This is a genomic window from Leuconostoc citreum (assembly GCF_007954785.1).
Lineage (GTDB): Bacteria > Bacillota > Bacilli > Lactobacillales > Lactobacillaceae > Leuconostoc > Leuconostoc citreum.
This window is the reverse complement of sequence record NZ_CP042410.1, coordinates 1825942-1845514: the sequence shown is the minus strand read 5'-3', so window position 1 is coordinate 1845514 and position 19573 is coordinate 1825942. Positions and strand designations below refer to the sequence as shown.

Genomic DNA, 19573 nt, shown 5'->3' with positions numbered 1-19573 from the left:
TCCTATTTAGAATTAACCTTCGTTAAAGATCTGAATATCTTTTGAATCTTTAGACAACGTTACTGTTGCCTTCTTCAACTTGCGTGTGTAACCAACATAACGACCTTGGCGCTTTTTCTTACCGCGAACGTTAGCTGTGTTCAAACCACTTACTTGAACGTCGAAGATCTCTTCAATTGCCTTCTTAATTTCAGGCTTTGTTGCGCGAGTATCAACTTCAAAAACATAACGCTTGCGTTCTGTTTGTGCCATTGAGGCTTCAGTGATAATCGGGCGACGGATAATATCGCGTGCATCCATTAGGCAAGACCTCCTTGGATTTCTTCGATTGATGATTGAACAATCACCAGCTTATCTGCATTAACAACGTCGAGTACGTTGATACCCTTTGTTGTCATAACTTGAACGTTAGTCAAGTTACGTGCTGACAAGATTGCGTTTTCGTTGTCTTCATCAACAACTACTAATGTCTTTGTGTCAACTGACAAGTTAGCCAAAACCTTCTTGAAGTCTTGTGTCTTTGGTGCTTCAAATGACAAAGCATCAACAACTACTAACTTACCTTCAGCAACTTTTTGTGACAAAACTGACTTCAAAGCCAATTGGTATGCCTTACGGTTGATACGGTATGCGTATGAACGTGGTGTAGGTCCAAAAACAATACCACCGCCACGGAATTGTGGTTCGCGGATTGAACCGGCACGTGCACGACCAGTACCCTTTTGCTTCCAAGGCTTACGTCCACCACCAGATACCGCTGAACGGTTCTTGACAGCGTGTGTCCCTTGACGCATTGATGCGCGTTGCATCAAAACTGCATCAGTGATAACGGCGTTGTTAGGTTCGATGGCGAAAACTGCGTCATTCAATTCGAGTTCAGCAGCTTGACTACCATCTTGCTTTAATACAGCAACTTTAGTCATGATTGATTGTTCTCCTTTCTATATATTTTATATTAAGCTTCTTCAGTTGTAGCAGATGCAGATACACCGGCCATCTTAACTTCAGGATGCTTTGCGTTAACTTTAACTGTTGACTTGATAGTCAATAGTGACTTGTTGGCACCAGGGACATTACCCTTCAACAACAACAAGTTGTTTTCAACATCAACGTGAACAATAGCAACATTTTGCATAGTACGCTTGTTGTTACCCATGCGACCAGGCAATAGCTTACCCTTAAATACACGGTTAATGATTGCACCCATTGAACCAGGACGACGGTGGTAGCGAGAACCGTGGGCCATAGGACCACGTGATTGTCCAAGCTTTTTGATAGCACCTTGGAAGCCATGTCCCTTTGTGATACCGGTTACGTCGACGTAATCACCTGCTTGGAATGTGTCAACCTTAATTTCATCCCCTGCGTTAAATTCGCCTTCCGCATCGCGGACTTCACGAACGTAGCGCTTAGGGGTCGTGTTTGCTTTAGAAGCGTGACCTTGTTCAGGTTTGTTTGACAAAACTGTGCGCTTGTCTTGGTAACCAAGTTGGATAGCATTATAACCATCAGTTGCAATATTTTTAACTTGTAATACAACGTTTGGTGTAGCTTCAACAGCAGTTACGGCGATCAATTCACCAGATTCTGTGAAAACCTGAGTCATACCGACTTTGCGGCCTAAGATACCTTTAGTCATGACTAATCTCCTTAATTTTTTCTTGACTTTATTTTGCCTCGATGAGGCGCGAAGTGTAATCCGATGAATTACAACTTAATTTCGATTGCAACACCTGATGGCAATTCAAGCTTACGCAATGCGTCAACTGTCTTGTCAGTAGGGTTCACAATGTCGATCAATCGCTTGTGCGTACGCATTTCGAATTGCTCACGGCTATCCTTATGCTTATGTGGTGAACGTAGAATTGTGTACAATGTACGTTCTGTTGGCAATGGGATAGGACCAGCAATTTCTGCACCTGTGCGCTTAGCTGTCTCAACAATCTTTTCTGCTGATTGGTCTAAGATACGGTGTTCGTATGCCTTCAAACGGATACGGATCTTCTTTTGTGCCATTATTTCGTGCCTCCTCGTTGATTTTGTAAATCAGCTAACTCCGATTAAAAACCGACAACACTGCTTGTGTTTTGCGCGCCCATGGCAACGCGGCCGCGCGTGTCGCAACCTTAATCATCATCGCTAAATATTGATACACCAGGCTTTCGGTAGGTTTATGTGACTACCGTTCCAAAAGCGTACTTAACTATATTAACAGATTAACAGCGCCATAGCAACCCTTTTTTAAATTAATTTGTGCTGTTGGGCAATAAAAAAAAAACCAATCAATCATCATTGGTTTTTTAAGGTTATCTCTGCGACATTTTAAATTCTAAGAAGGCATCATTATATTTTTCGGTCCATCGTTGACCTAAGTCATCATATACCTGAAGATTATCTAATGTTTTCTTATCAGGATAGAACTGTTTATCATGACGAACTGCTTCCGATAAGAATGGCATCGCACGCTTATTCGGTGTAGCATATCCAACATACGTTGCATTTTGGGCAGCGTTTTTCGGTTCACTCATAAAATTAAGAAACGCATAGGCGGCTGCTTTATGTTTTGCTGTTTTTGGCATCACGATATTATCAAACCATAGGTTAGAACCTTCACTGGGCACAACATAGTGCAAATGACTATTGTTGCCCATTGCTTGAGAAGCTTCCCCTGAATAGGTTACAGCAATAGCAGCTTCATTTTGCGCCATATACATTTTAATCTCATCAGCTATAATTGCTTTTATATTAGGCATTAGCGTGGTCAATTTAGCTTGGGCTGCAGCCAAGTCGGCTGTTGACTTATCATTGACTGATTTATTCTGTGTAATTAAAGCCATAGCCAAAGCATCTCTGGCCGAATCAACTAGCATGATTTGGTTTTTGAATTTAGGCGCCCACAAATCGTCCCAGTGTTGAACATCCTGAGGCTTGACATATTTATCATTATAAATAATGCCTAAAGTACCCCAGAAATACGGTAATGAATACTTGTTATTTTTATCAAATGTTTGATTCATGAAACGCGTATCGTAATTATTGATACCTGTCAGCTTACTATGGTCTAAAGGCAACAATAAGTTCTCACGCTTCATTTTTTTGATCATGTAGTCAGAAGGTACTGTTAAATCGTATGACGTCCCCCCTTGCTTAATCTTCGTGTACATCGCTTCGTTTGAATCAAAAGTTTCATAGCTGACCTTGTAACCAGTTTCTTTAGTAAATTTAGTAATCAAATCAGGATCAAGGTAATCGCCCCAATTGTATAAATTTAACACTTTATCAGAAGATTCTCCGGTACCTGTCTGAGACGCCAAATAACGTTGCGTTCCAAACAGCAGGACAACAAGTACTAAAATAGCTGAAATACCTGTGATAAGCTTTTTCATACTATAACCCCTCCGATGCCGGTAAAACTAATCTAGTGCCTTGTTTTTTGCTTTTAGCGGCACGTGTTGAAATCACATAATAAATTAACACCAGTGCTAACGACACCATAAACATCATCGCCGATAAAGCGTTGATTTCTAGACTAACACCTTGACGTGCACGCGAATAGATTTCTACAGAAAGCGTCGAGAACCCATTGCCAGTCACAAAGAAAGTCACAGCAAAATCATCCAAGGAATAGGTAAAAGCCATAAAGAAACCGGCAAAAATGCCTGGTGAAATAACTGGTAATATCACACGTGTTAACATTTGCCAATTATTAGCACCTAAATCCTTAGCTGAGGCAACTAGCGAGCGATTCATTTCTTGCAGCCGTGGTAATACCATCAAGACGACAATCGGAATGCTAAACGCAATGTGTGACAAAAGTACCGAAGTAAAGCCCAGTGAGAAACCCATAACCGTGAAAAGAATTAAAAACGCTGCACCGATAATCACATCCGGTGAAACTAATAAGATATTATTCAAAGATAAGAAGACATTTTTAGTCAGTGCATGCTTAATATTATAAATGTACAATGCCCCTGCTGTCCCAATAACACTAGATAGCAATGACGACAATAAAGCAACTAAAAAAGTATTCACAACAATTTCCAAAATACGCGTATCTGCAAATAACTCACCATAGTGTTTCAGCGAAAAACCCGACCACCCTTGCATAACTTTGCCGGCATTAAAAGAATAAGTAATTAAAAATATGATGGGTAAATATAACACAACAAACATCAGCCAAAGATATAAATTACCCCATTTGATTTTTTTCATCATTGGTTTATCTTCCCTTTCTAGCAGAGCGGCGTGCACGATCACGTGTCAAAATCATTGTGATAACCATTGCCACAATTAACACAACGCCAATTGTAGAGCCCAGTTGCCAGTTCTGCGTCACTAAAAAGTGTTCTTCGATGGCTGTTCCTAAAGTAATAACACGATTACCACCAATCAAACGCGTAATCATAAATAGTGACAAACTCGGGATAAATACCGCTTGAATACCGGCTTTGACCCCCGGCATCGATAATGGCACAATCACACGTCGCAACGTTTGCCAGCGATTAGCACCTAAATCTCGGCTAGCTTGTTCTAATCGTGGATTGATTTCAGCCAATGAGTTAAAGATAGGTAAAATCATAAACGGTATCTCAATATATGCTGCGACTAATAAGAAACTCCAATCCGAAAATAAGAGTTGCTGTGGTACAACCCCCCACAAACCAATAAAATTATTAACCGTGCCTGATTTGGATAACAAACCAATAAACGCATATGTTTTCAACAGTAAATTAATCCACGTTGGTAAAATAATGAGCAGCAGCCAAAATTGTTTTTGTTTTAATTGATTTAGCAAATAAGCCATTGGATAACTCACAATTAAGGTCACTGCTGTAATCAAAAACGCATACCACACCGAATTAAATGTCATCCGCAAGTAAGTACCACTAGCAAAATAAATCGCATAGTTATGCAATGTAAAGTGACCTGTTGGTGTTGTTAAAGATTGAAACACTAACAACACTAATGGAGCAATAACGAACAGAACTAACCATATCCCATAGGGAATAATATAAAAGAATTGTCGTTGACGCTTACTCTTTGGCATCATCAGCATCATCCTCATAACTTTCCAGACGGGCATCAAAATCATCTTCCGACTCATTAAATCGCATAATATGAATATCTTCAGGATCGAACGTTAACCCTACGCGTTCCCCAATTTCCGCTTTGTTGGTTGCCTGTACCTGCCACTCATTCCCATCATCATCTAACGCAGTAATTTCGTAGTAATCCCCTCGGAACGATTGGTCATCAATTGTGACGACTAGTTTGCCATTCTCAATGGTTGTAAGATCTAAGTCTTCCGGTCGCAAAACAACTTCGACACGTTCGTTAGGCCGCATCCCCGCATCAACGTTCTCAAAATCTTTACCGGTAAAGTGCACTAAATAATCGGTCTTCATGATGCCATCTAGTATATTAGATTCGCCTATAAAATCAGCAACAAAATGATTAATTGGTTCATCATAAATATCTTCTGGTGATCCATTCTGTTGAATAACCCCATCATTCATCACAAAAATCCAATCAGACATAGCCAGTGCTTCTTCTTGATCGTGTGTCACAAAGACAAAAGTAATGCCCAAACGTTGTTGGATTTCCCGTAATTCATATTGCATGTCCTTGCGCAATTTATAATCTAAAGCTGACAATGGTTCATCTAAGAGCAATACCTCTGGATCGTTTGCTAACGCTCTTGCAATAGCCACACGTTGGCGTTGTCCGCCCGACAGCTCGTTAATTTCTCGATCAGCATAGTCGCTTAATTTAACCAAATCCAGCATTTCGGTAACTTTTGCATTGATGTCGGTCTTGCTCATACGCTTAATTGTCGGACCAAATGCCACGTTATCAAAAACATTCATATTTGGAAATAAGCCGTAATCTTGAAATACCGTATTCATATTACGTTTTTCGACAGGCACATCATTAATAATGTTGCCTTCAAATAAAATGTCACCATGTGTCGCGGTTAATTGCCCAGAGATTAAGTTTAATATGGTTGTCTTTCCCGATCCCGATGGTCCTAATAACGTATAAAATTTGCCTGCTTCCAAAGACAAATCAATATTCTTAAGTACCTCGTTATCATCATATGATAAGCCAACATTTTTAAATTCAATAATTGGTGTTGATGTGTTAGTCAATTCCCAACCCTCACTTTTAGTCAATAGATATATTGTAACAAGAAAAGCATGCCACTTCACGCGTGACATGCTTTTTTCTCACAATATTTTATTTTGTTTCTCAACCGTAATAATTGCAATAGTCATCAAGATAAATAAGAACAATACAACCACTAATTGTGGTTGCCAACTCTTAAACCAATTATATGCATAACCAAATAAAACTGGTCCCAAAGCTGCCAATAAATAGCCGCCACTCTGTGTCATACCAGATAATACTGCTGTTGCTTTTGGTGAGCTCGTCTTCAAGCTTAACGTCGTCATCAGATAAGGAAAAAGTACGGATGTGCTCCCACCAATCATCAGGTTAACGATTAGCCAGTACCAAAAATTTCCTACAGGGTGAAGCAATAATAGATAACCCAAGATGCCAACAAGCGATGTCATGCCAACTAATAACTGGCGCTGCTTGCCATTTAATCGCGAAACAATTGTTGGTACTGTTAACGCAAAGGGTAATCCAATTAAAGCATTAATTCCAGCAAATATACCAGCTACGGCTGTTGATATACCTGTTTGCACCGCCATCGTTGGTCCCCAAGCCATTAATATATAAAACATCGCAGATTGCATACCAGCAAAAAAAAGTAAGAGCCAAGCATATTTATTACGCCAAACTGATGGTTGCTCATCTTTTATGTCCACCGGTACTGTTAATTTATTCATTATTCTTTGTTTTGCCGCAAAGTAATCATTTGGCAACCATATCAGCAATGCTATCACGAGCAATACAGTGAGTAGCAAAATAAATATGCGCCAATTAGTTGCCATAGTAATTGGTGCCGCTAATCCGGCGCCAACGGCTGTCGCCAACATCATACTAAACGTAAATAGGGAAGTCATCGATCCAAGACGTGTTGGAAAATAAGTTCGCACAACGCTTGGCAATAAAACATTCATGTGTGCAATACCAATACCAACAATCAATGTTCCAATGTAAAGAAAGGTAGTATCAATAATCCTAAGTACTGAGCCAACAATCATGACACAGAGCATTAGTGAGAAAGCTCTTTCCAAACCTAATTTTTGTGCTACTTTAGGTGCTATAGATGAAAATAATGCAAATGCTAGAAGTGGAATGGTCGTTAAAATACCTAATTGTCCAACAGGCACATGTTGTGCTTTAGCAATATTGCTTATAATAGGCGGTATTGAAGTAAATGGGAGCCGTAATACCATGCCAACAACAATAATTCCTGGTACTAAATAATGACTATATTCTTTTTTCATATTAAGCCTCAATATACTTAAAATAAAACGGCACCACTCTGAGTAGAGTGACGCCGTTTATACTGAACCATCTGTCAGTTAATCACATTGGTTTTAAGAAGTTGAGAATTAAGCTTCTTTACCGCTGTTTTTGATAATTTCTTCTTGAATGTTCTTAGGAACAGCTTCATAGTGATCAAATACCATTTGGAATGTACCACGACCTTGTGTTGCAGAACGCAAAGTTGTTGCATAACCAAACATTTCTGACAAAGGCACCTTAGCCTTAACAGCCAAAACAGGTCCACGAGATTCTTGACCTTCAATCATACCACGGCGTGCTGAGACGTGTCCCATAACATCACCAAGATTGTCTTCAGGTGCAACAATATCAACCGCCATGATTGGTTCAAGAATAACTGCACCGGCAGTCTTGGCAGCCTCTTTCAAAGCTAATGACGCAGCAATCTTAAAGGCAGCTTCAGATGAATCGACATCGTGGTATGAACCATCATACAACTTAGCCTTCAAATCAACTAATGGGAAGCCAGCCAATGGGCCAGCGTTCAAAGCATCCTTCAAACCTGCTTCAACTGATGGGATATATTCACGTGGCACAACGCCACCAACGATAGCGTCTTCGAATTCAAATCCAGCGCCTTCTTCGTTTGGTGAGAATTCGATGTAAACATCACCATATTGTCCCTTACCACCAGATTGGCGCTTGAAGTAACCACGCGCCTGCACTGTTTGTGTAAAGGCTTCACGGTAGGCAACTTGAGGTGCACCGACTGTTGCTTCAACGTTAAATTCACGGCGCATACGATCAACCATGATATCCAATTGCAATTCACCCATTCCAGCGATTAATGTATCACCAGTTTCAGGGTTTGTTGTCGCACGGAATGATGGATCTTCTTCGGCTAACTTTTGAATAGCATTAGACAATTTGTCTTGATCAGCCTTCGTCTTTGGTTCGATAGCCAATTCAATAACTGGTTCTGGGAATTCCATTGATTCAAGAATCAATTGATGATCAACGGCTGTCAAAGAATCACCAGTTGTTGTATTCTTCAAACCGATAGCTGCTGCAATATCACCTGAGAAAACTTCATCAATTTCTGTACGTGATGTGGCGTGCATTTGTAGCAAACGACCAACACGTTCACGCGTGTCAGAAGATGTGTTTTGTACGTATGAACCTGATTGCAAAGTACCAGTATAAACACGCATAAATGTCAAACGACCAACGAATGGATCAGTCATAATCTTAAAGGCCAACGCAGCAAATGACTTGCTATCATCAGCAATCAAGTCAATTTCTTCACCTGTTTTTGGATCATTAGCAACATATGGCTTAACATCCAAAGGTCCTGGCAAATAGTCAACAACGGCATCCAACATCATTTGAACACCCTTATCTTTATAGGCAGAACCTGCAAGAACTGGGTAGAATTGTAATGCCAAAGTTGCGCGACGAATTGCGGCCTTTAATTCTTCAACAGAAATGTCTTCACCTTCAAGGTACTTTTCCATCAAATCATCATCAACATCAGCAACAGCTTCAATCAAAGTATTACGCTTTTCTTCCGCTAATTCTTTTAATTCCGCAGGAATTTCACGTGGTTCCCACTTTTCACCCAAATCATCAACTGGGTAATAAGCTTCTTGTGTGATCAAATCAATTACTGCTTCGAATTCATCTTCAGCGCCAATAGGCCATTGAATGGCTTCAGCATTAACTTGCAAACGTTCATGCATTGATTCAACTGACATAGCAAAATCAGCACCCAACTTATCCATCTTGTTGACGAATACGATACGTGGCACGTCATAAGTCGTTGCCTGACGCCAAACTGTTTCAGTTTGTGGTTCAACACCAGCAGCACCATCCAAGACAGCTACAGCGCCATCCAAAACACGCAAAGCACGTTCAACTTCAATTGTAAAGTCAACGTGACCTGGTGTATCGATGATGTTAACACGGTAGGGCGTCTTTACGAATTGGTCAAAGAAACCGTGCCATACGGCTGTTGTGGCAGCTGATTGGATTGTGATTCCACGTTCCTTTTCTTGTTCCATGAAATCCATTTGTGAAGCACCATCGTGTGTTTCACCAATTTTGTGAATTTTACCTGTGTAATACAAGATACGTTCCGTGGTTGTTGTCTTACCCGCATCGATGTGGGCCATGATACCAATATTACGTGTACGTTCTAGTGGGTATTCACGTTTTGCCATTGTGAGTTATCTCCTGGTTTTGTTCTATATGCAACAAAAAGCGACACAGAATTGTGTTCGCTTTTTGATGGTAAAAGCCAATAGTGCTTTACCATCTACTGTCATTTTACACTATTTATTGCGATGTGAACGATTAAATTTAGCATCCCAATAAATGATGGTTTAATTTAAGCACAACACACAAGGTTGTGCCAAAAACCTTACCAACGATAGTGCGCGAATGCACGGTTAGCTTCAGCCATCTTATGCGTATCTTCACGCTTCTTAACAGATGCACCAGTATCATTAGCTGCATCCATGATTTCTTTAGCTAAACGTTCATCCATTGTGTGTTCGTTACGCAAACGTGAGTAGTTTACTAACCAACGCAATCCCAATGTTGTACGACGGTCAGGACGTACTTCGATTGGCACCTGATAGTTAGATCCACCAACACGGCGAGCCTTAACTTCCAATACAGGCATGATGTTTTCCATGGCTTGTTCGAAAACTTCCAATGGTTCGTTACCAGTAGCTTCCTTGATACGATCAAAAGCATCATACAAGATTGTTGAAGCAGTTCCACGCTTACCATCAAGCATCAACTTGTTGATCAAACGTGAAACGAGCTTTGAATTGTAAATTGGGTCAGGCAAAACTTCCTGACGCTTAGTATAACCTTTACGTGGCATTTGTCAGTCTCCTTCTTACTTCTTTGGCGCCTTTGTGCCGTACTTTGAACGTGATGTCATACGTCCGTCAACACCAGCTGTATCCAATGCACCACGAATAATGTGGTAACGCACACCAGGCAAATCCTTCACACGACCACCGCGAATCAAAACAACAGAGTGTTCTTGCAAGTTGTGACCAATACCTGGAATATAAGCAGTAACTTCATACAAGTTTGAAAGACGCACACGAGCGTACTTACGCAAAGCTGAGTTAGGCTTCTTTGGTGTCATTGTACCAACACGTGTGGCAACACCACGCTTTTGTGGTGCAACGTTATTTGTTGCTTTCTTCTTCATTGAGTTATAGCCGAAGTTCAAAGCTGGTGACTTTGACTTAGTCGCATTTGACTTACGGGGCTTGCGAACCAATTGGTTAATTGTAGGCATGCTACGGTCTCCTTAAATTTTTTATTAATTACACAGTTCCAGGTGTGTCATTTTTGTAATTAAACAAAAATGCTTACTGGGAATCTGCTGACAATTGCCTTTACAGCGCCGTTCAGCACGTTGTGATGATTTCACAGAACAGATTACTTAAAAGCACGTTCAATATAATACCAGATTATAGACTAATGTCAAGAGTGAATCAGCACATCAAATGATTATATCCTTTTGTATGAGTCATCGCTTATTTTTCCGTCTAATCCCTTATGCAAACACTATTAATTATTCTATTTAACGCAGTGCTAACTTCTACAATATTATGCCTTGCCGAGCGCTTAAATCACAACATACCCCTAGGTATTAAACGTTCCTTTTGTTTTAGATGCCAACATCAGTTATCTTGGTATGACTTAATCCCGGTTATATCTGCTATTTTGTTACATGGCCATTGTCGTCATTGTCAATTTAAATTTGGTATGCACTATGCACATATCGAACTACTTGGCGCAATAATTGGTTGGTCACTTTTTTCTGATATTACAGTATGGATAACTGCGGTATTACTATTTTTTCTATCGTGTGAAGATATCTACAGCCACACGATACACATAGGCGTTTTATACCCTTGGCTCATTTATTTGTTTATGACCAGCCATTTCAATCAGTTCGAGGACAAAATAACAGTTTTTTGCCTCGTCATCCCTGTGTGTCTCTGTTTAGTTTATCGCCACAAGCTTGGTTTTGGTGACATCCCCATCCTGCTGTGCTTTATCTTAATTAATGATAGTCTGATTTTCGCTTACACATTGTTAATTGCCACAATACTAGGTCTTACTGGCTTACTCTTTGTCAATCAAGCACGTCTGCCTTTTGTGCCTTATTTATTAGCCGGCTGGCTCATTGCTAATCTCGGTGAAAAAGCCATCACTTATTTTGTTAAGTGATGGCTTTTAAGCTTTAGCTGCTACTTTATCGATAGGTTTAATGCTTAGTCTAATATCCCCGTTTTTCGCACCAATCGTCACAGTCGTATCAGTGGTAATCTGACCACGCAACAATTCTTCACTCAAAACGTCTTCAATCTTTGTCTGCAAAGCCCGTCGAATTGGTCGTGCACCATACTCTGGATCAAATCCGGCACTAGCAACGACATCAATCGCTGCAGGCGTTATTTTAACAGATATACCTTGCTCTGCTACGCGCTGTAGTACTGTGCGGCTCATTAATTTAACAATTTGATGTAACTCATCTTTTGTTAGTGGTTCAAATACGACCGCTTCATCCAAGCGATTAATAAATTCTGGACGGAATGTTTCTTTTAGCGTCTCACGAATTTTTTCAGCCATCGCAGCATGATTATTTTTCAAATCAACTGCGCCAAAACCAACTGATTTTTCATCACGCAAACGTGTTGCCCCCAAGTTAGAAGTCATGATGATAATTGTATTACGAAAATCAACTTTACGACCTTTTGAATCCGTCAAAAAACCATCGTCAAACACTTGTAGCATCAAATTAAAAATATCTTGGTGCGCTTTTTCTGCTTCATCCAGTAACACCACGGAATAAGGATGGTTTCTCACTTGTTCGGTTAGCTGTCCACCTTCATCATATCCTACGTAACCTGGTGCTGAGCCTACAAGTCGAGAAGCTGACCAACGTTCTTGATATTCCGACATATCAATACGAATCATATTTTCTTGACTACCAAACATGGCTTCCGCTAATGCCTTAGCAAGCTCTGTTTTACCGACACCTGTTGGACCCAAAAACATAAAAGTACCAATTGGCCGATTAGGGTCTTTCAAGCCTGAACGTGCACGACGAATTGCACGTGCCACAGCAGAAATCGCTGCTTTCTGACCAATGACACGTCGACCAAGGACAGCTTCTAAATTGACTAAACGCTGCTGTTCATTTTTCTCCAGTTGCGTTAACGGTACACCCGTTTGCTGTGAAATTACTTCTGCAATATCTTCTTCAGTCACGTGAAGATGGTAATTTTGTTGTGTATCATCCGCCAACTTTGCTTCAGCTTTATTGATACGCTTTTTTAAGCGTACTTCTTCGGTGCGCAATTTAGCTGCACCTTCAAAATCAAGCGCAGTAATTGCTGCTTCTTTAGCCGCAACTGTCTCAGCCAATTTGGCTTTGTTTTTATTCACTGGGTTTGGCCGATTAATCGCATCAATACGAACCTTCGCACCAGCTTCGTCCATTAAATCAATCGCCTTATCAGGCAAAAAACGGTCTGTAATATACCGCGATGATAGTTTTACTGCAGCAATAATCGCAGCATCATCAATCGCTACTTGATGATGACTTTCAAATTTAGAACGAATACCCTTCAAAATACTGATGGCATCTTCTTGTGATGGCTCATCCACCGTCACCGGCGCAAATCGTCGCTCCAAGGCTGCATCCGACTCGACATATTTTTGATATTCATCAAAAGTCGTTGCGCCCAAGGTCTGTAATTCACCTCTTGCTAAAGCTGGCTTTAAAATGTTTGAAGCGTCGATAGCCCCTTCAGCCCCGCCAGCACCAATTAAAGTATGTAGCTCATCGATAAACAGAATCACCTGTCCATCTTGATAAATCTCTTCAATAATTTTCTTCAAGCGATCTTCAAATTCACCACGGTACTTTGTGCCAGCGACCAGAGAGCCCATATCTAATGCCATCAATCGCTTATTTTTCAATGTGTCTGGAACATCATTAGCAATAATTCTTTGCGCTAAACCTTCAGCTATAGCTGTTTTACCAACACCTGGTTCACCAATCAATACCGGATTATTTTTTGTACGTCGTGACAAAATTTGTACAACACGACGCACCTCTTTTGAGCGCCCAATAATGGGATCCATTTTATTATCTTTAGCACGTTGTGTTAAGTTACGTGCCAAACTATCCAGGGTTGGTGTCCCTTGTGATTGCTGTTTGTCACGTTGCTTCATTTGCTTGCGTACATCGGTGACACCAAGTTTCCGCAAAATTGCTCGGCGCATTTCTTGTAAATTGGCATCCAACGCTAATAAAATACGCGATGATAAGATACTCTCATCCTGTAATAAGGCTAACAGCACATGCTCTGTACCAACTTGGGTCTGTGCTAGCGCGCGTGATTCTTCGCCTGATTGACGAAGTATGTCGCCAGCTTTTGGCGAATAGGGTAAATAGACATTTTTATCATAGCGCGATGTCATGCCATAACCGGTAAAATGTTCAATTTCCTCGCGAATATCATCATCGGTCACGTTGAATTGGCCAAGAATTTTGCTTGCAATGCCTTCTTTTTCAATTGCTAAGGCTAACAATAGGTGCTCTGTTCCTACAGCCTGGTGTTTAAAATATTTTGCTTGTTCTTGAGCCAAAACCAGCACATTCTGTGCACTTGATGTATATTTGTTATCCATGTTATGCCCTCCATTTTTTAGGCAGTTAATGTCTAATGTTGACTTATATTATAACGCATTAGACTATTGTTAGAAACTAATATGTTTGATAATGGAAAAAGCCGAAACATATTGTTTCGACCTTAATTTGGATTTTTTAAGCTTAATTGCCATTGTAAATAAGCATTAATGAACGGGTCCAAATCACCATCTAATACTTGCTGTGGTTGATTTGTTTCATAATTTGTTCGGTGATCTTTAACCATCTGGTAAGGATGCAATACGTATGAACGAATTTGTGATCCCCAACCATTTTCCATTTTTTCACCAGTTAAAGCAGCCCGCTCAGCCTCTTGTTTCTCAAGTTCGAGCTGGTATAATTTACTTTTCAAGAGCTTCATGGCGTAATCACGGTTACCGTACTGTGTTCGTTCCACTGTTGATGACACAACAATCCCTGTTGGTTCGTGGGTTAGGCGCACACCAGTTGAAACTTTATTGACGTTCTGCCCACCAGCACCACCAGAACGAAAGACATCCATCTTAATATCATCGTCGCGGACTTCAACTTCAATAGTGTCATCTAACTCTGGCATCACATCAACACTGACAAAACTAGTATGACGGCGGCCTGCTGAATCAAAAGGTGAGATACGAACAAAACGATGTACGCCTTTTTCACTTCGTAAAAAGCCAAACGCATTATGCCCAGTAATTTTTATTGTCGCACTATCAATGCCGGCTTCATCTCCAGCATGGTAGTCTAACACATCAACTTGGAAGCCATGCTGTTGAGCCCAACGCGTATACATCCGATATAAGTTTGCACCCCAGTCCGTTGATTCTGTTCCCCCCGAGCCAGGATGAACTTCTAAAATGGCATTATTAGCGTCGTATGGTTCCGTTAGTAACTGTTCCAGATTGTAAGCCTCAACATCTTTTTGGGCTTGTGCAATGCTGTCTGCCAATTCAGTAGCTGTATCAACATCTCCAGGATCTTCAGCGAGCATATCAATTAAGACTTCAATTTCTTCAGCCTGATTCGTTAAATTCAAAAATGAGTCGCGCCGATTCTTTAGCACATTGTTTTCTTCGATAACTTTTTGCGCTTTTGTATTATCATCCCAAAATCCAGGTTCTGTCATACGGTTTTCAAAATCGGCAATTTCTTCCGTTAACGCTTCTAGATCTAAAGTGCCTTGAAAACGCGCAATATTTTCTTGTATGTCTGCTAACGCATGCTTAGCATCAATAATTTCCATGTCTTTACCCTCTCAAAATAAAAGCGAACACTTTGGCTCGCTCCTGTTATTGCATTATCTATAAAGGAATCTAAAAACTACGCCTTCAAGTTCTGACGAATTTCAGCTTTCATAAATGTACGCGTCGCATCATATTCCACATCAGCAATCATCTTATTAAAGTTTTCAAAAGCTTCATTCTGATATTCGATTAACGGATTCAGCTGGCCGTAGCCGCGTAAACCAACCCCTTGACGCAAACGATCCAGTGCGTCAATATGATCTGTCCAATGTTGGTCTACAGCACGCAAAATCACAACCTTCTCAAATTCTAACATTTGCTCCGGTTCATATAATTGCCGCTTTTTGTTAGCGTAGTTTTCCTTTGCCAGGGCATATAACTTCGCTTCAATATCTTCTCGTGAAAAGCCAGACAAATCATTTTCAGTCAGCGCATCTTCGTTGACAAGCACATTTTCCGCAAAGACAATGATTTGTTGTAACTGCCATTCTGAAGGCTTTTTACTTTTTGTTTGTGCTGTCACTACGCGATTGATCGTACGTGAAACCATTGGCATCAAAACCCAATCCAATGATTGTGACTCATCAATGATGATATCTCGTTGATGATAAATTAATTCACGTTGTTCTCGTACCACATCATCATATTGCAAAACGTTTTTACGTGTATCATAGTTATTGCCTTCCACACGCTTTTGAGCCGATTCAACTGAACGTGTAATTAACCGATTTTTAATAACCGTCTCTTCTTCATCCAGATTCATCCGTTCCCAAACAGCTCTAATACGTTCCGCACCAAAACGAATCATCAAGTCATCTTCTAGTGATAAGAAAAACTGTGAGAAGCCATCATCACCTTGACGACCTGCACGACCACGCAATTGATTATCAATACGTCGTGACTCATGACGTTCTGTAGCAATAACTGCCAAACCACCCAAATCAGCTACACCAGGGCCAAGCTTAATATCAGTGCCTCGACCCGCCATGTTCGTCGCTACTGTCACGGCCCCGCGTTGCCCCGCGTTAGCAATAATTTCAGCTTCTTTGGCATTATTTTTAGCGTTAAGTACGTTATGCGGTACATTTTGTGCCATCAAAATTTTTGATAGTAATTCTGACGACTCAACTGATCCCGTACCAATAAGAATAGGTTGACCCTTTTCATGTAATTCTTGGATTAATTTGACAACGGCATTATATTTAGCACGAATAGATGGATATAGCAAATCAGGGTAATCAACTCGTTTGATTGGCCGATTGGTTGGAATAGTAATGACTTCCATATTATAAATTTCGCGTAACTCTTCTTCTTCAGTCTTAGCTGTTCCTGTCATACCAGACAGCTTTTTATACATTCTAAACAAGTTTTGGTACGTGATTTGTGCCATAGATTTGTTTTCTTCTTGAATTTCAACACCCTCTTTAGCCTCAATTGCTTGATGCAAGCCGTCAGATAGGCGTGTGCCTTCAGAAATACGTCCAGTAGATTGGTCAATTAACTTGACCTCACCATCTTGTACAACGTAGTCTTTATCATTGATATAATTGAAATTCGCACGTAACGCTTGGTCAATATGATGTGTTAAAGCTGTATCTCCAGCATCATAAAGGTTATCTAGATTAAAGAAAATTTCGCCTTTATGGATGCCATCGTTGGTGAGCATTGTCGTTTTTGCTTCTTCGTCAATCTTGTAGTCTTCATCTTGTTGTAATGTTTTTACAAAACGATCTGCACGCCCATACAACTGAGAAACACCTGATCCTGGTCCCGAAATAATCAACGGTGTACGTGCTGTATCAATCAAGATAGAATCAGCTTCATCAATTAACGCAAAATTCAAACCTCGCTGCATGACACGTTCTTCAGCACGTCTCACCATGTTATCACGTAGATAATCAAAACCAATATTAAAGTTCGTTGAGTACGTGATATCTGCATCATAAGCAGCACGTTTTTCCTCAGCTGGCGCGTCACCTACGTTGACCCCAACAGATAGACCTAACCAATTATATAACTGCCCCATTTGCTCGGCATCTCGTGCGGAAAGATAGTCGTTTACAGTGACTACATGTACGCCACGGCCTGTTAGCGCGTTCAAATAGACCGCCATAGTGGCCGTCAATGTTTTTCCTTCACCCGTTCGCATTTCAGCCAAGTTACCGTCATTTAAAACAGCAGCACCCATGATCTGCACGCGAAATGGATACAATCCCAACACGCGTTTTGCTGCTTCACGTGCAACCGCAAATGCTTCCGGCAAGAGTGCATCTAATGTTTTTGCTAGTACTTTATTTTGTTTATCTGTCTCTGTCACATCACGCAAAGCATCAGCAATTTTTTCTTTAAATACCGGCGTTTTGGCCTGAAGTGCTTCATCAGACAAAGCCGCCATCTCGTCAGCGTAGTCCTCAACTTTATCAGCAATATGATTTAATTTTTTTAGTTGTTTTTTTGAATTATCAACTAGTTTTCGTATTGGATTTGCCATTATTTTTAGCACACAACGCTAGTAGGTTGTGTGTTTCTCCTCTGAAATATAAATTTGTGTGTTTTAGCGCACAATAGTCTACTGTCAATTGTAGCAAAAAAAGCCTGATAAATACAGACTTTTAGTACATTAATGATGTGGCGTTGCCATCAATTTATCTTGGCCACCCAAATAAGGGCGTAGCACCTCAGGCACTGTCACACTACCATCGGGATTTTGGTAATTCTCTAATATAGCAGCTACTGTTCTTCCCACAGCAAGGCCAGAACCATTAAGCGTATGAACCAGAGCTAGTTGTCCTGCTTCATTGCGATATGTGATATGCATGCGACGCGCTTGAAAGTCCTCCGTATTTGAGACAGAAGATATTTCTCGGTAAACTTGTTGTTGTGGCATCCAAACTTCAACGTCATATGTTTTAGCTGCTGAAAATCCCATATCGCCGGTTGACAGCAGAATGACATGATATGGTAACCCAAGTTTCTGCAGAATATTTTCTGCATTGGCCGTCATACTTTCAAGCTCTTCATATGATTGTTCAGGCTTAGTAAACTTCACCATTTCAACTTTATTGAATTGATGTAACCGAATTAAGCCACGCGTATCTTTACCAGCAGCACCTGCCTCTTTACGAAATGATGGTGATAACGCTGTAAATTTAATCGGCAAGTCTTCAGCTGGTAGTGTTTCCCCTGAATAATAATTAGTTAATGGCACTTCAGCAGTCGGAATATAAGTCTGTTCAAGTCCCTCAACACGATATGCATCGTCTTGAAATTTAGGATATTGACCGGTGCCAAACATCGCAGCATCATTAACCACAATTGGCGTAATCATTTCAGTGTAGCCTTCTTGACGGTGCTCATCTAACATGAAATTATACACAGCTCGCTCAAGTCGTGCGCCATCACCCACATAATAAAGAAAACGTGCACCTGATACCTTAGCACCCCTTTCAAAATCTAAAATACCAAGCGTCTCGCCCACCTCATAATGTGCTTTTAACCATTCTGGTGCCTCTTGGTGTGCTTTCAATCTTTGGCCATATGTCTTAGGTTCCCAAACACGTTGTTCAACATTTGCTGCTTCATCAGGTCCTACCGGCACATCAGACGCAGCTAAGTTAGGAAGATGAGCTGCTAAATTTTTAACTTCCATATCAAGACTTGCTTGTCTTGCATCCAGTGCTTTGATCTTTGATCCGACTTCTTGCATTGCAAGAATAGCCTCACTAGCATCAGTTTTATTACGCTTCGCGTAAGCAATTTTATCAGAGACTTCATTTCTTTGAGCTTTTAGGCTTTCTACCTGTTGTATCGCCTCACGACGCGCTTTATCCAAACTTAATAATGTCGTTAACTTCTCAGATTCGATGCCTCGATCCTGTAAACGGCGAGTTGCCTCTGCCACATTTTTCCGTAAATATTTTATATCTAACATAGTTTATCCTCCATAATATCTATAGTATACAAAAACGCGTTTCCCCTCTAAACCTTGTAGGAATAGGGACGAAAACGCGCTTCCGTGGTACCACCCAGTTTTTATCTACTTTAATGCCAAAGCAAATAACACTTATTATCACCTGATAACGGAGCTAACCGAGTGGCATTACCCACTATTGGAACTTACTGGAATTTCAACTGGTTGTTTTTCATCACCCAACAACTTTCTAGAATAGTCTACTTATGG

The 19573-nt window shown here is 40.6% G+C and carries 17 protein-coding genes; 1 reads left to right on the top strand and 16 read right to left on the bottom strand.

Going from position 1 to position 19573, the window contains the following annotated elements; genetic code table 11:
* Positions 1-12: 12 nt before the first annotated feature.
* From rplW to rpsL, 12 genes are all read right to left on the bottom strand, one after another.
* On the bottom strand, positions 13-300 hold the full coding sequence (gene rplW, locus FGL72_RS09300) for a 50S ribosomal protein L23 (RefSeq protein WP_004899461.1): 288 nt from the start codon (positions 298-300) through the stop codon (positions 13-15).
* Complete coding sequence (rplD, locus tag FGL72_RS09295) at positions 300-923, bottom strand: 50S ribosomal protein L4 (RefSeq protein ID WP_004899463.1); 624 nt, start codon at positions 921-923, stop codon at positions 300-302. Before rplD ends, rplW begins: the two co-directional genes overlap by 1 nt.
* Positions 924-955: 32 nt before the next feature.
* Entirely contained in the window at positions 956-1639 is a 684-nt protein-coding gene (rplC, locus tag FGL72_RS09290) for a 50S ribosomal protein L3 (protein WP_004904438.1), read from the bottom strand.
* Positions 1640-1707: 68 nt separating this feature from the next.
* Positions 1708-2016, bottom strand: coding sequence for a 30S ribosomal protein S10 (rpsJ, locus tag FGL72_RS09285; RefSeq protein WP_002816040.1), 309 nt, complete (start codon positions 2014-2016; stop codon positions 1708-1710).
* Positions 2017-2306: 290 nt separating this feature from the next.
* The gene (locus FGL72_RS09280; RefSeq protein WP_004899466.1) at positions 2307-3386 is read right to left on the bottom strand and encodes an ABC transporter substrate-binding protein; all 1080 of its coding nucleotides are present in this window, start codon (positions 3384-3386) and stop codon (positions 2307-2309) included.
* A gap of 1 nt (position 3387) precedes the next feature.
* Positions 3388-4215: an ABC transporter permease gene (locus tag FGL72_RS09275; protein ID WP_004904441.1), complete on the bottom strand. Its 828-nt coding sequence runs from the start codon at positions 4213-4215 to the stop codon at positions 3388-3390.
* Between the two features lie 4 nt (positions 4216-4219).
* Positions 4220-5047: an ABC transporter permease gene (locus tag FGL72_RS09270; RefSeq protein ID WP_004899469.1), complete on the bottom strand. Its 828-nt coding sequence runs from the start codon at positions 5045-5047 to the stop codon at positions 4220-4222.
* Positions 5034-6149: an ABC transporter ATP-binding protein gene (locus tag FGL72_RS09265; RefSeq protein ID WP_176606029.1), complete on the bottom strand. Its 1116-nt coding sequence runs from the start codon at positions 6147-6149 to the stop codon at positions 5034-5036. Before FGL72_RS09265 ends, FGL72_RS09270 begins: the two co-directional genes overlap by 14 nt.
* Positions 6150-6227: 78 nt before the next feature.
* Positions 6228-7418, bottom strand: a complete 1191-nt coding sequence (locus FGL72_RS09260; RefSeq protein WP_004899472.1) for an MFS transporter — start codon at positions 7416-7418, stop codon at positions 6228-6230.
* 108 nt (positions 7419-7526) lie between these two features.
* Positions 7527-9638, bottom strand: a complete 2112-nt coding sequence (fusA, locus tag FGL72_RS09255) for an elongation factor G (RefSeq protein ID WP_085699511.1) — start codon at positions 9636-9638, stop codon at positions 7527-7529.
* A 200-nt stretch (positions 9639-9838) separates the two neighbouring features.
* Complete coding sequence (gene rpsG, locus FGL72_RS09250) at positions 9839-10309, bottom strand: 30S ribosomal protein S7 (RefSeq protein WP_004899475.1); 471 nt, start codon at positions 10307-10309, stop codon at positions 9839-9841.
* 15 nt (positions 10310-10324) lie between these two features.
* On the bottom strand, positions 10325-10738 hold the full coding sequence (gene rpsL, locus FGL72_RS09245; protein WP_004899477.1) for a 30S ribosomal protein S12: 414 nt from the start codon (positions 10736-10738) through the stop codon (positions 10325-10327).
* A gap of 263 nt (positions 10739-11001) precedes the next feature.
* Here rpsL and FGL72_RS09240 point away from each other — a divergent pair, with 263 nt between their 5' ends.
* On the top strand, positions 11002-11679 hold the full coding sequence (locus FGL72_RS09240) for a prepilin peptidase (protein WP_012305436.1): 678 nt from the start codon (positions 11002-11004) through the stop codon (positions 11677-11679).
* Positions 11680-11685: 6 nt separating this feature from the next.
* Here FGL72_RS09240 and FGL72_RS09235 read toward each other — a convergent pair whose 3' ends face one another.
* The 4 genes from FGL72_RS09235 to serS form a co-directional block, all read right to left on the bottom strand.
* Positions 11686-14151, bottom strand: coding sequence for an ATP-dependent Clp protease ATP-binding subunit (locus FGL72_RS09235; protein ID WP_004909195.1), 2466 nt, complete (start codon positions 14149-14151; stop codon positions 11686-11688).
* A gap of 122 nt (positions 14152-14273) precedes the next feature.
* On the bottom strand, positions 14274-15392 hold the full coding sequence (gene prfB, locus FGL72_RS09230; protein WP_004899481.1) for a peptide chain release factor 2: 1119 nt from the start codon (positions 15390-15392) through the stop codon (positions 14274-14276).
* A 77-nt stretch (positions 15393-15469) separates the two neighbouring features.
* Positions 15470-17884, bottom strand: a complete 2415-nt coding sequence (secA, locus tag FGL72_RS09225) for a preprotein translocase subunit SecA (RefSeq protein ID WP_085699695.1) — start codon at positions 17882-17884, stop codon at positions 15470-15472.
* Between the two features lie 129 nt (positions 17885-18013).
* Complete coding sequence (gene serS / locus FGL72_RS09220) at positions 18014-19324, bottom strand: serine--tRNA ligase (protein WP_133285993.1); 1311 nt, start codon at positions 19322-19324, stop codon at positions 18014-18016.
* Positions 19325-19573: the final 249 nt, after the last annotated feature.

Bases quoted from the DNA above. Each gene is read 5' to 3' on its own strand.
- serS (WP_133285993.1), bottom strand. From the start codon at position 19,324: ATGTTAGATATAAAATATTTACGGAAAAATGTGGCAGAGGCAACTCGC.
- FGL72_RS09270 (WP_004899469.1), bottom strand. From the start codon at position 5,047: ATGCCAAAGAGTAAGCGTCAACGACAATTCTTTTATATTATTCCCTAT.
- rplW (WP_004899461.1), bottom strand. From the start codon at position 300: ATGGATGCACGCGATATTATCCGTCGCCCGATTATCACTGAAGCCTCA.
- secA (WP_085699695.1), bottom strand. From the start codon at position 17,884: ATGGCAAATCCAATACGAAAACTAGTTGATAATTCAAAAAAACAACTA.
- rpsL (WP_004899477.1), bottom strand. From the start codon at position 10,738: ATGCCTACAATTAACCAATTGGTTCGCAAGCCCCGTAAGTCAAATGCG.
- rpsJ (WP_002816040.1), bottom strand. From the start codon at position 2,016: ATGGCACAAAAGAAGATCCGTATCCGTTTGAAGGCATACGAACACCGT.
- rplC (WP_004904438.1), bottom strand. From the start codon at position 1,639: ATGACTAAAGGTATCTTAGGCCGCAAAGTCGGTATGACTCAGGTTTTC.
- FGL72_RS09260 (WP_004899472.1), bottom strand. From the start codon at position 7,418: ATGAAAAAAGAATATAGTCATTATTTAGTACCAGGAATTATTGTTGTT.
- FGL72_RS09280 (WP_004899466.1), bottom strand. From the start codon at position 3,386: ATGAAAAAGCTTATCACAGGTATTTCAGCTATTTTAGTACTTGTTGTC.
- fusA (WP_085699511.1), bottom strand. From the start codon at position 9,638: ATGGCAAAACGTGAATACCCACTAGAACGTACACGTAATATTGGTATC.
- rpsG (WP_004899475.1), bottom strand. From the start codon at position 10,309: ATGCCACGTAAAGGTTATACTAAGCGTCAGGAAGTTTTGCCTGACCCA.
- FGL72_RS09235 (WP_004909195.1), bottom strand. From the start codon at position 14,151: ATGGATAACAAATATACATCAAGTGCACAGAATGTGCTGGTTTTGGCT.
- FGL72_RS09275 (WP_004904441.1), bottom strand. From the start codon at position 4,215: ATGATGAAAAAAATCAAATGGGGTAATTTATATCTTTGGCTGATGTTT.
- rplD (WP_004899463.1), bottom strand. From the start codon at position 923: ATGACTAAAGTTGCTGTATTAAAGCAAGATGGTAGTCAAGCTGCTGAA.
- prfB (WP_004899481.1), bottom strand. From the start codon at position 15,392: ATGGAAATTATTGATGCTAAGCATGCGTTAGCAGACATACAAGAAAAT.
- FGL72_RS09240 (WP_012305436.1), top strand. From the start codon at position 11,002: ATGCAAACACTATTAATTATTCTATTTAACGCAGTGCTAACTTCTACA.